The following is a 12,383-nucleotide window of genomic DNA, read 5'->3' on the forward strand; positions in this document are numbered from 1 at the left end:
AGTTGATACAGATCATAAGTTTGTCAATAACTTCAAGCTTATAAAATCCAGTAAATCATGTCATTGAGTAGGAAGTTTATTAACTGGTTAACTTTTAAATGGAAGTTAAGATGATTGTTTTAATTACCATTTATTTATAATTAACTTTGTGCTTGCATCCTCATATTGAACATTAATCTAAGTAGTGACTTTTAATAATATATAGGGGACTGTCCTGTTAGGCAGTAGTGACTAAAATCCATCAAGTTTAATATTTGCTGTGTTGTTTTATACGTTTCACCTTCTGCTTGTTATGTACTAAATTAATATTTTTTAGTGTGTTGTTCCAGCCGAAGGTGCAATAATGTTTTTAATATGGATAAATAATGAATAAAACTTTTTTACTTCCTCTCGCTTTATTGCTAACCCCGCTTTTTATTAATGCAGAGGGTTTTATACATCAAAGCTCAATAGAACCCATACCAGAAGATGAATATGTCGATGCTTTAGTTCAACTTGGTCTACCTATTTTATCCATAGATAACAGACCATACAACCCAATAACCAAACAACATGATCCTGACTATTCTCCCCCAGTAAAGTTGATGGAAGCAGCTCCAGTTCACAATTTCGTATATGGCAAGTTTACTCCTGGCTGGGGAGTGAAATTCAAATCTTTTTCGGACCCATATGGTTTTACATTTAACGAACAACCACTAACAAGTAACAGCCATATACATAATCAATCTGATTTAGGTGGAGAGTTCTTCGTTGACCAAATGGGGTTTTCTGCTTATCAGTTAGATAATCTTTCTTATGTCGATCTTAATGCAAATTTTGAATCCATCAATGGCGGGCTGCTAAAAACCCCGATAAAAATAGTACTGGAAGCAGATGAAGGTAATAATTATGCATTTATTAGGATTCGATATAAAGGTAATCATATCACGCTAACAACCGAAGATGGTGGTGCCTTTACGCTACCTTCTAAGAATGTGGACAATAGCAAAAATCAGATTGTAGCGACACTGGTTGATAATGATGGCGACGGCTATGATGAGCTACTTGCCGTTGGTTATAATGGAATAGTTTATCTTTATAATCTATATGATATTGAAAGTAAATATAACCAATCAATTGCGGCTTCATATCGCCTTACGATGATGGGTATAGGTGACGACGGTTTTGAAGCATTCCTGCAACTTAAGACTGCCGACGTTAGCTCTCTGGCGGGTGAAGAGTTACTTATTTTAGCTAAGCGTCAAGCACATACAGCCAATGAGCCTAATAAGTTCCTCGGTCATTTAAGCATATTATCAGCGGGGACCACTGGCTATAATTCACTGCTTAGTAAACGTTTCACCGATACGGTGAGTAATGCTTATGCAGCGAATACGTTTGCAGTGGGTAATTTCAACCCCGCAGAACCAAGAAAACAAATAGCTTTAGGTGTCGCTGATACTATCTATTACGAGCTCAAGGTTATGGTTTACGCTTTGGATGAACTCGAAAACGGTAAACTCACGATGGATGATAAGCTATTCATTGCTAAACATAAGAAGTCAAAATGGCACAAAGAAACGTTCGGTTACCAAACATCCATGGTTGCAGCCGATCTGTTGGGAATAGGGCAAGACTATGTTGCGTTTGGTAGTCATATTTCTGTATATGATCCATCCAAAGAGAACCTAGTAGGAGTTAAATCGTTCAATTTAGGAGGGGATGCTTCGCAAGCTATGGTATGGACTGCAGGTCATTTCTCTGATGATTTTAATGAGTATACAGCATCAGATTTAAATATCGCTCGACCAATCCAAGGGGTTATCCCACGAAAAGAAGGAGAAGAGTTAATCCTTACATGGCTAGATAGTGATGCTAATAAGTGGTCGGTTAATAAAATAAGTTTAATTGATATTGATAACAGCATATTTGTTGATGTCTCAACAAATATAGAAGACGTTAAATATGCAGAGTTAGGTGGAGTTAATAGAAATGATATCGTCGCCCCAACGCTGAGAGTCAGTCCTGATATTATTATTGAAGCCCCCTATCATCGAAGTAAACCAACTATTGCAGGATATGATGTAAACGATGTTTCAGTGACACTGAAGTATTCAGGTGGTCATGCTGTTAACTTTAGCCAGCCGGTATTAACGCATGCAATAGAGCCTGTACCGTATTACTTAGAGGATGATATACAACAAGATGCTGACAGAGAAATCGTTCAAATGAAAGAGTCTGGAGGCGCTTACTCATCTAGTGTAGCTGTATCAACTAGTGTAGGCTTTGATGTAACCATCCCGGGGATCTCCGCAGGGTTAAGCTACGCTTTTGGCCAGTCACAAGAAAAAGTTCAATCGCTTACTTTTTCAGATGAAATTTATATTGAAGATAATGTTGGAGATTCTCCAATCTTAATCCTGGAAGTGATTCCATTTGATCGCTATGGTTATACCATTTTTAAAGGGCCTAGCGAGCTTAATGATATGATTGGGATGAGTGCCGATATTCTCATCCCTCGTTCTTCTGAAACGCTGATTATGACACTAGATGAATATGAAGTAATAAATACGATTACTGGGAATAAACTATTCAGTTTTGAACATTTATTTAATGTGGTTGCTGGGGATGTAAGAAGCTACCCATCACGAAAGGAAGTATTAGAAAAGTATGAAACCAGCGCTTTCGTAAATAACGGCGTAACTGTCCACAACAATTTAGGAGAGATTAAAGTTGGTTCTGCAATTTCTATCGGCCAGCTTACTGAAAATATTTCAGGAAAGTATTCTGAAAACAGTGCAAGCTTCAGTATTGGTGTTGAGGCTAAAGGGTTTGGGTTTTCTCAGTCTGCTAGTTTTGCCAAAGGTCTAGAAACGACAATGACAAAAACAAACGGTCGAGAGTTATCTGTCGTAGGTGCAGTGAATGGTTTTCAAAGTGACAATTATTCTTACAAACTTGGCGCTTACTTAGCTGCAGAGAAGAATACAAAGGGGACAGAAGAAAAATTTATTCGCGGAGGGTTCTGGACGGAATAGACCCAATATCCTATCTACAGATGGTTTTCAGGGGTTGCAGTGAGCGATTCTATCTTTGAACTTACTGCAACATGACATCTGAAAGCTCGCCTTAGTTACGGGGGAGCTTTATTCATCTAAATAACTAAGACATATATTCCTGTCAAGGTTGTTTGTCTTAGCTTTTTAACTCGTTTATCTCTTAGCTCTTTGTGGCTCAGTTGCAAAGATCCCGGATCGTTGAGTCCACAAGGATTGTAAACGTAAAAATGCACATTAAAAACCATTTAGAACACAAAAAATTGACGTCATTCAGTTTCATAGAGCGTGCTTCGAGATCATTAGTTTTGTTATTACAAATCCATAACGGCGCTTTAAGGTTAAACAAGAGTTTAAACACGTTTTGGGGCATTTCTGAGTTAGCTGCTCAACCAATAAAACCCAAATCGAAGAGAAACCTTTCTTGTGAATCAGCCAGGTGTAGATGCGGCTACGAGCTTCCAAAACAAGGATGTTTTGGTAGAGCCTCCATGGACGGATTGACGGCGTTTCGTAGAAGTATCTGCACTTAAGCACGCTGCAGGCGATAGATAACCATGAAGGAACGATCTTCAAACACACTCCCCAATATCAACTCAGCCAGAAGCTAAAAACAGAAAATGTATTAAGCCTTCATTCGAAGGCTAGCTAACTTTGGGGTACAAATGGTTCAAAATCCCCAGTCTTCCTCCTTTATTTTTGGCATATCTTGATGGCATTGATAGCATTGTAACTGCTGAGATTCATAATAGTTATGGTCCTCATCGCTGCCGCCTTTGTAGGCTATTACTCCCTCAGGAAGTTGATGAGCTATGCCCTTGTGGCAATCGATACAGGTCTTATCTCGTTTCTGTGCATGCTGATGAACCAGACCGCTGCGACTCTGTTGAGCCGTGATATCCATTGCATCAAAGTTATGACAATTACGGCACTCCCTCGAGTTTGTCTGCTTCATACTTGCCCATACTCTTTCTGCCAGCACTTTACGCTTTGCGGTAAACTTCTCAGTGGTGTCGATAGAGCCTATCAGTTTATGAAATAGCTCTCTCGATGCGTTAATTTTTCTGACCATCATGTACTCCCACTCCTTTGGGACATGGCAGTCAGGGCATGTAGCGCGAACTCCGGTACGATTTTGATAGTGAACCGTCTGCTGATATTCCGGATAGATGTTATTTTTCATCTCGTGGCAGCTGATACAGAAGCTCATTTTGTTAGTCTCCTCCAGTACGGTATTGAAGGCACCCCAATAGATCACGCCAATAAACATAAAGAAGATAGCGACTCCCACAGTGCTGCCAAAGATTATCTTTCTGCTGAGTATCTTCCTATAGAGGCTTAGCATCATCAATCCTTGGTTTATGGAGCTCAGCATCGTCATCAAGCTTGGTGATGGTCAGGTAGGGGATATATTGCCGATCGTTGCCTTTGATATGGTTCATTAACCAAGATTGTAGGAATTGGAGAATATGATCGAGTGCAACATCGGGATCGCTGCGGTACTCCTTCATATATAACTCTATTTCATCGATCATCTGTTGATGTTGAAGCTGGTGCTCCTTTAATCCAGGGTACTGATTGAGCGCCATCAACTGCTCTTCACGATTAAAGTGGTATTTGGTGTAACGGATCACTTCATCTAGTGCTAACTGTACCTTGCGCTCTGAAATATTAAATTCAGTGGCCTCTTGAAATATATTGATCAGCATGATGAGTCGCTTATGGTCATGGTCAATAAGCGCTATGCCTGTAGCCATGCTGTCTTGCCATACCAGTTGTTTTTTCTTAAGCAACTTGTCATGAATAATACCGATAGTGACCAAGACGCCAATGACAATCCAGGGCAGTGGGTGACCAAAGCCCAGCATGAAACTTAGGATGACAATGATAAGTAGCGCCATGATCAGAATTGACAGAAGAAACATGTTAATAGTCCTACTTATCATGCTCATGATATCTGCCCTGTTTCAGTAGATTGGCTATCGGCTGGACCGAAATGACCCACCTCAATTGCCTTCGGCATAGTGATGCAGGCTTGTACACATTGACCGCAACCCACACAAGTATCCACCTTGATGCTGGGTTTCTCATTGTGCCAAGTTAAGGTGTTCTCAATAGGGCAGCTACCAAAGCAAGCACCACATTCTGGGCCAGAATAGGGCATACATAGGTCAGTATTAACTCTTGCTATGGCCATAGGTGGACATTGATTGGCGGCGGGAAACGATTCAATATGTGTTGCTGGATCTGCCTGTTCGTCTGGGAATGCACCTTCAACAATAGGGGGCTCAGCCCTCTCCAGCTCTGGTTGCTTTGCAGGAAAAGCTAGCGCCTTGTCTTTACATGCCGTGACACAGGGCCAATCACAGCAGAGCTCGCATGCTTTGTTGGGGATATCCATCGCTGGGGTTGCAACTGCTACAGTGCCACGATGAAGTGGCAGCTCAAAGATTACTTGGTGTGGGCAAGCCTTGATACACTCGCCGCAGCGGCTACAGTTGAGTAGGAAGTCGAGTTCATTGATGGCAAAGGGAGGGCGTATCCAACCTTTGGCATTGTGCTCGACTTTTTTCAGGGCATGCTCGGAGCCTATATCAGCGATCTTACTGAAGCTAGATTTGAAAAAGCTGCGACGATCCATTAACTGTGTTTTACTCTGATCGCTCATCGGCTACATTCTCATCGTCATCGGTTGCACTAACATCCACAGGTTAAACCCAGTAACAAGCGCAGCGAATAGGATCATGGGCAGAAGTGTGATGCCTTGGGCTGCAAATAAGCGGTGACCTCGATGGCGTATCACCTGAGTCGCGATAACAAATCCTATGGCTATAATGATTCCCTGCATGATAAATAGGGTATTTTCTGAGACCATCATCTCCATATGACGCGTATGCTTCTCCATCATACTCAATGGCTCAGCCCCCGTGCCCAATGGATTCGTCACCAGTGATAACCAGTCGCTGCTTTCACGAACAAAATGGGTGAGGTTATGAGCAATGTGATAACTAAATGCCAGCGGAAGGGAGATAAAGGCAAAGCCAGAAAATAGCTTGTTAAAACTGAGTTTAGTCACCATTGCACCAAGCCTTTTCTTCAGTAATCCTTGGGTCAGGCCTATGCAGAGGCAATAGATAAAGATAGGCAAGATCAGGATGACGCCTAAGCCGATAGAGAAGCTGATAATCAGCTGGCCACTGTCATTAATCAGTTGTGCCATCTCGCTTAAGTAGCCCTCCCAGTAGTCAAGCATGGTTAAGCCATGAAAGAGGGTGAGAGATAACAGGATTAGCAAGAAAAAGGCCTCATCCATGTGAGGCTTAGCCTCTTTTATCGCTTCACTGCTTGGGGACCTCAATTGCCAGCTGACATTGCTTGAGGGGCAGCTTTGGGTGCAGTTACCGCATGAGGTGCAGTAGGTGTTCTCCTGCAATCGCCCCATGACTATCTTCGTTGGGCAGGGCGCTATTTTGTCACTGCCATGGAAACACTCCAAGGTTTTACAGTTACGGCAGATCTCACTATCTATCGGCCTAAGGGCGATAGGGGCGAGTTGCGAGTATGCGCCAACGGTTCTTCCTACCGGACACATGTAACGGCAGAAGGCCTTACCCTCAAACAGTGCCAGCGTGGTGGTGGCTAAAATAAGCATCAATAGTGCCAGCATGGCTGTAGCGTAGGGGCTGGCGACAATACCAATTCCTAGCTCTAACCAGGTGAAACCGATAAATAACAGGCTTGCAGGCCAGACACTGCGTAACATATTGGGTACTTTTAGCTGCAGTCGACTCTGTGAGCTGGAGCGGCGCCAGATGCTGTGATTGACTAACCAGCTGGCGATATTGTCCCAGGGGCAGAGTGCGCACCAAGCAGAGCCGCTAAACACGATAGCAATAATAATTCCCGTCCACCATAAGTTCCAAGTGAGTGTGGTGGCTAAGTTGCGCTCAACAATCGGCGTGCCCCACAAACCTGCGGTGATGACGGTGATAAACAGTGCGGCAAAGATAATCTTTAGCAGTAAAAGTGGCCAGATATACTTGGCAAGAAAACGAAACAGGTCACCAATAAGCGGCAATTTAGCTAAAGATATGCTGCGGCTAGCACTCGTTGTCGGTGCTTTGATAGCCATGGTTAATAGACCCAATAACAGCATCATAATGCCGATAGCATAAGCCCAGTAGAGGGGGAGTCCAGGGTGGGTCATTATCATACGGTTTGTCCCTGTTGGATCTTAGTGCGAGCAATCCGCTTACGTTGCACAATATTGATCATCAGTAGGAGAAAGAAGATAAAGCCCACAGCAGCGCCAATAGGACCGACAGGGCTTGCAGCCCCCACTTGCAGAGGAAAATCTATCTCGTAGGGCTCACCATTATCTTCAAAGTAGGCACGAATGATGTAACTGCCGCGACTCTTAAAGAGGAAGCCTTGGCGATATACACCATCATCAATATTCTGCTGGCCTATCACCTCAGGTTTTGCGCCGTCGCCGATGCCTATGCTCTCACCCCAAAAGGTATCGTCACGCACGGTGAAGGTGATCGTTTGGTCGAGCATCTCGCCATTATCTATCCGTGTGGCGTATATATTGACTCGACCTGGCTCGTTGGGTTTAGGGAAAGCGGGAAATACCATATAGGTGATAAAGTACTCGCCTATCTGAGTCTCAATCGCCATGCTCGGTGGTGTATTAGAGTCCTCATTAAGGCTATATGAGGGACGACCCAGTACGTGATGCGCATGAGTTAATGCGCTAAATAGTGCCAGAGCACACAGTAGCAATCCCGATAATATTGGTGTTGTTTTACTTGTTATTTTTATCATCTATTTACTACTCATTAATTTTAATCATTCGCTAGGATGACAATCACTAAGCTGATCCTCACTAGTCGATATTTTTAACTGAAATCGTTTCGCTATTGGCTATCTTTTGCTGGCGATACTGTCGGCTTTGGTGGCCCGGCCCTTGGTTGGGGGTATCTGAAATTGACAGCGTCAGGCTCATTGCATGCTTAGGGCAAACAGAGATACAGGCGGTGCAGTTATTGCACTCGGCGCCAAAACTGTCCCGCATCGGATCTAAGCCAAACTCACATACCGAATTACACTTGTTACAGTCATTGCAGGGCTCAACTAAGCGCTTTACTCTGACTATTCTGTATCGTCCAAGCAGTGAGTAGAGCGCGCCACCTGGGCAGAGGTAACGACAGATCCCGCGGCGGCTGACAAAGGTGTCAAACAGCAGAGTGAGGATAAAAAACAGGGTACCGGCGCCGAAACCTGATAATGCGATAGAGAAGTACAGCTCTCTGCCCAGTACTGCTGGTGGATAGATGCTGGCGAAGGCGAGTGTGCCTGTGTATGCCGATATCCCTATGCCCAGACCCAGTACTAGGTATTTAATACTCTTGTGAAAGCGTCTGTTGTTATTGATACCAAAGCGGCTGAGGTAAATTGATAGGTTGGAGTTGAGCTCATAGATAAAGGTGGCTGGACAGATCCAGCCACAGAAAAAGCGTCCAAACAGCAGGGTGGCTAATAGGGGAATAAGTGCTGTGAGTAATAAGGGCCAATAGATCTTGAGGCTTGCTGCAATCTGTCCGACCACGGCTAAGGGATCGGTGAGCTTGACGCCAAATAGCTGCCCCGACCAAGTCGTCCCTTTAATGGCATCGAGATCATGCTCAGGCTCATCGACAAACGGGGATGAGATAAACTCCATGGTGTCATAAAGCAAGGTTTGCGATGGCAACAGGTGGTTATATCCCTGCGCTGCGACGTAATGCTGGTAGATGCTGAGCAGCGGGATCAAGATCAGCATTAAAAATACCACCGAGAGTGAAAACCAGCGCAACTTATTGAGGTGTTTCCACAGTGCGAATGGTTTGCTGCTTGTTATCGGTTTACCTTTGTTTAGACCCGCTTGGGTAAACTCCTTATCCATCATGAGCTCCTAAGTTGATCTAAGGTGTGGCTGGGGATGATCTTGATAGCTTGAGGGATCTGAATACAGCTGCTCTCGCATAGTCCACAGCCTACGCAGGCATCGAGCACCTCTGGCTGCTCCATAAAGCCCACGATAATTGCTTTATCTTGTAGAGGGCAGGCGCGGTAACAGACGCCGCAAGATTTCCCCTGCCAAGAGAGGCATAGCTGTTTATCGACACGGGCTATGCCCATGTTGACCTGTTCGATTATTGGGGTGAGTTCGCGTTTAACCGGTTGAATTGCACCACTTGGGCAGACATCACCACACTTCATACACAAGATGCAGGCTTTCTCTCTTGGGCTGATATAAGGGGTGCCATGGGACGCAATGCCATTTTCACTGCCGAAGAATTTGATACAGTTATTGGGGCAGATCTCGGCGCACTGATTACAGCGTATACACTGACTGATAAAGTCATCTTCAGCCAATGAACCCGGTGGACGAACATAGCGTTGGGTAAACTGCTTAACCTTGAAGGCCGCGTTGACCAGTGAGGTTTTAAGCGTGACTCCAACAGCGGTAAGTACACTCAGTTGTTTAATAAAATGACGTCTATTCAAATTACTACCACTTTAATGATTATTAGAAAGAGCTAGCACTCGACCTGTAAGGCTAGTGCTAGCTCTTAGGTCTATTGGCTAGATCTTCTCAATCCTTGCTGCCAACTTCTTAAAGTCCACCTGCCCAGATACCGGATCCCAGCAACGGTTGGAGATACCATTTGCCAGCCACTTGTTCTTTTTAGGGTCGGCACTGTCAGCAACAGAGAGGTTCCACGGGCCAAACATATAGCCTCTTGGCACACTGTTACGTGCGGGTTTAACTATGCTGTCGGTGCCGCCAACCTGAGCACGCGCCTCGAGTGAACCTCGTCTGGTCACGACGCGCACCCACTCGCCATCTTTAATGCCAAGATCTTTAGCATCTTCACTATGCATCTCCACATACATCTCAGGCACTAGACGTCGTGTGGTGGGGCTACGATTAGATTTCGCGGTATGAAAATGCTCATAAACAACACCTAGACCCATCCAATAGGGGTATTTGTCGTTTGGAACTTCCTTCCAGGGAATTCCTCTGAACTCCTCATCGGGAAGATCGGGCGTTAATCCCATATCGCGTGCCTTGATGATCAGATCTTGGTTATCTATGGTGTAGTGATCTTTCTTCACCCCAAACTCCATCAACTTCTTGGTGATCTCTTTACGTTGACTGTAGTCCTGCTTACACAGCTTCATGTTGACCTTGCCATCTTTGGTACGGAAGTAGCCGTATGGACGATTCTCCCACTGGCCCTCCTGCATCATATAGCGGCGCTTAGTGCCGCCATTTTTGGCTGAGTCATAGTTAGGCGCTGGCCACTGAATACCGCGCAGGGTTTTCAGTTGCTCGTAGGGGCTAATACCATCGAGTTTTTCACGCTCCAGGATCCCGGTAAGATCGGCATCGGTGCCTACCGATGCACGGCAGACATCTCTAAACACCTCCTCGGCGTCATACTCACCATCTTCACCCCGCTTGTAGGGGAAGATAGCGTCGCCATCCATGCCCAGCAGGTCAGCGATCTCCTTACCCTTGTCGATGACCATATCCATATCTGGACGACAGCCCTTAGGACCTTGTGCCGCCTTTTCGGTGATATTGATACGACGCTCTGAGCTGATGTAGACACCGTTGACTTCACCCCAAGTACAAGCCGGAAATATCACATCGGCGTAGAGGTTATTGGGTGCATGACGATAGATCTCCTGCACCACGTTGAAGGTTTTCAGCAATGCAGGCCGGACTAAATTGTATTGATCGGGAAGATCGATATGGGTGGCGTAGACCAGGAACATCGCCTTAAGGTCGTCCTTAAGTGCCCGCTCCATCATACCCACCGCAAAACCTGGATTAGGGGAGTTGGCGGCATTATCGAGGTTTTTCTCCGGGATGCGCCACATCTTAGCCATATGTTTACGGTGCTTAAGATTACTTAACCCTTCGTTAAAAGGCAGACGGCCGGTTAAGCCACCGGTGAAACGCTCGCCCATCGCATTGGGCTGACCCGTCATCGAGAAGGGGCCACATCCGGGCTTAGCGAGGTTGCCGGTTAAGGTGAGTAGGTTGATGATTGAGATAACATTGTGCTGACCGTGGATATGCTGGTTATAGCCAATCCCCCACATGATGATCACGCCACCAGTACCTTTACCATCTTGCTTACCCTTACCACGGGCCAAACGTTTGCGAGTTGCATCGGCAAACATCTGCGCCACTTGGCGGATCTTCTCTGGGTTTACATCGTGATTAACGCCGCCCATTCTGTCTTGAACTTGCTCTGGGCTGTAGTCATTCTGCACCCCTTCGACATATTCCTCCCAGCCATTAACGTGCGCCTTGAGAAAATCCCAATCGATCACATCTTTATGCTCTTTAAGTAGCACATGGGCAATCGAGTTTAGGAAGCTGATATCACCATTAAGAATTGGCACATGAACATGATTCTTGCTGTTAATATCCTCATAGCCCTTGCTGGTACCCGTTTCACGTGGGTCGACCACTACTGTCGGGATATCATTTTTCTTCTTATAGTCAGCGATACGCCAGAAGATAATAGGGTGTGACTCACGGGCATTATGACCAAAATGCATCACCATATCGGACATCTCGATATCGTCATATGCCAGCGGCGGTGTATCAGAGCCTAAGGTGGCAAAGTAGCCCGTTACCGCTGAGGTCATGCACATACGTGCGTTGGCTTCGATGGTATTTGATCCCAAAACGCCCTTCATAAAGAGGTTCTCTAGATATTGCCCCTCCATGGTGAGCTGGCCAGAACCATAAAGAGAGATAGAGTTACCCGAATATTTCTTAGCGAAGTGAACGACTTTACGCGCCACCATATCTGAGGCGTCATGGTATGGAACCCGGATAAAATGCTCTTCGTCGAATGAACCTTTGGTGTTACTGATATATTCGATATTACCGTGATTAGGCTTTTGCCATTCTGCCCAGACATCCTTACGTACGTAGGGGTCTCCCTCCATACGGTCAACATACATAGGCTCTGCAGCCGTTAAGCCTTTGATACACTGCAGTCCGTAGTTGGTTGGGTGGTCCTTGTCGGGACGCATTGAGACAATTTTGCCATCCTCAGCCTGAATAATGGTGCCACAACCGACTCCGCAGTAGGGACATTGGGCTAATGCTGTGGTTCTTTTCTTAGGTGCTGCAGTTGCTGGTGCGGCTTCAAGTTCTGGGTTGCTCGCGACAAATAATCCGCCACCTGCTGCAGTTGTTGCAATAAAACCACTACCCTTTAGGAAATTTCGGCGTGATACATTGTTTTCCTTACTTCGTTTCATCTCAAATTC

Annotated in this window: 9 protein-coding genes; 1 reads left to right on the forward strand and 8 read right to left on the reverse strand. The window is 45.2% G+C overall.

Translation table 11 applies throughout. The features are described from left to right. The first annotated feature begins 365 nt into the window (after positions 1–365). A complete protein-coding gene (locus FS373_RS21520; RefSeq protein WP_152830563.1) occupies positions 366–3,017 on the forward strand; it encodes a hypothetical protein in 2,652 nt (883 codons plus the stop codon). 688 nt (positions 3,018–3,705) lie between these two features. Here FS373_RS21520 and FS373_RS21525 read toward each other — a convergent pair. The 8 genes from FS373_RS21525 to FS373_RS21560 form a co-directional block, all read right to left on the reverse strand. Beyond that, complete coding sequence (locus FS373_RS21525; protein ID WP_227993120.1) at positions 3,706–4,383, reverse strand: NapC/NirT family cytochrome c; 678 nt, start codon at positions 4,381–4,383, stop codon at positions 3,706–3,708. After that, positions 4,364–4,960, reverse strand: a complete 597-nt coding sequence (locus FS373_RS21530) for a bacteriohemerythrin (RefSeq protein WP_194165917.1) — start codon at positions 4,958–4,960, stop codon at positions 4,364–4,366. The genes FS373_RS21525 and FS373_RS21530 overlap by 20 nt, the downstream gene beginning before the upstream one ends. A 23-nt stretch (positions 4,961–4,983) precedes the next feature. Further along, the gene (locus FS373_RS21535) at positions 4,984–5,703 is read right to left on the reverse strand and encodes a 4Fe-4S dicluster domain-containing protein (RefSeq protein WP_152830566.1); all 720 of its coding nucleotides are present in this window, start codon (positions 5,701–5,703) and stop codon (positions 4,984–4,986) included. A 3-nt stretch (positions 5,704–5,706) separates the two neighbouring features. Beyond that, entirely contained in the window at positions 5,707–7,248 is a 1,542-nt protein-coding gene (locus FS373_RS21540; protein ID WP_152830567.1) for a 4Fe-4S binding protein, read from the reverse strand. Further along, entirely contained in the window at positions 7,245–7,862 is a 618-nt protein-coding gene (locus FS373_RS21545; RefSeq protein ID WP_221937453.1) for a hypothetical protein, read from the reverse strand. Before FS373_RS21545 ends, FS373_RS21540 begins: the two co-directional genes overlap by 4 nt. Before the next feature lie 61 nt (positions 7,863–7,923). Beyond that, on the reverse strand, positions 7,924–8,985 hold the full coding sequence (locus FS373_RS21550) for a 4Fe-4S binding protein (protein ID WP_221937454.1): 1,062 nt from the start codon (positions 8,983–8,985) through the stop codon (positions 7,924–7,926). Beyond that, positions 8,982–9,587, reverse strand: a complete 606-nt coding sequence (locus FS373_RS21555) for a 4Fe-4S dicluster domain-containing protein (RefSeq protein WP_144044709.1) — start codon at positions 9,585–9,587, stop codon at positions 8,982–8,984. The genes FS373_RS21550 and FS373_RS21555 overlap by 4 nt, the downstream gene beginning before the upstream one ends. Positions 9,588–9,665: 78 nt before the next feature. Continuing rightward, complete coding sequence (locus FS373_RS21560; RefSeq protein WP_144044710.1) at positions 9,666–12,374, reverse strand: molybdopterin-dependent oxidoreductase; 2,709 nt, start codon at positions 12,372–12,374, stop codon at positions 9,666–9,668. Positions 12,375–12,383 lie beyond the last annotated feature (9 nt).

This window comes from Shewanella sp. YLB-07, from assembly GCF_009377275.1.

What these genes read in the sequence shown, in the direction of transcription:
- FS373_RS21550 (WP_221937454.1), bottom strand. Translation starts at nt 8,985, where the DNA reads ATGATGGATAAGGAGTTTACCCAAGCGGGTCTAAACAAAGGTAAACCG.
- FS373_RS21520 (WP_152830563.1), top strand. Translation starts at nt 366, where the DNA reads ATGAATAAAACTTTTTTACTTCCTCTCGCTTTATTGCTAACCCCGCTT.
- FS373_RS21540 (WP_152830567.1), bottom strand. Translation starts at nt 7,248, where the DNA reads ATGATAATGACCCACCCTGGACTCCCCCTCTACTGGGCTTATGCTATC.
- FS373_RS21560 (WP_144044710.1), bottom strand. Translation starts at nt 12,374, where the DNA reads ATGAAACGAAGTAAGGAAAACAATGTATCACGCCGAAATTTCCTAAAG.
- FS373_RS21545 (WP_221937453.1), bottom strand. Translation starts at nt 7,862, where the DNA reads ATGATAAAAATAACAAGTAAAACAACACCAATATTATCGGGATTGCTA.
- FS373_RS21535 (WP_152830566.1), bottom strand. Translation starts at nt 5,703, where the DNA reads ATGAGCGATCAGAGTAAAACACAGTTAATGGATCGTCGCAGCTTTTTC.
- FS373_RS21525 (WP_227993120.1), bottom strand. Translation starts at nt 4,383, where the DNA reads ATGATGCTAAGCCTCTATAGGAAGATACTCAGCAGAAAGATAATCTTT.
- FS373_RS21530 (WP_194165917.1), bottom strand. Translation starts at nt 4,960, where the DNA reads ATGTTTCTTCTGTCAATTCTGATCATGGCGCTACTTATCATTGTCATC.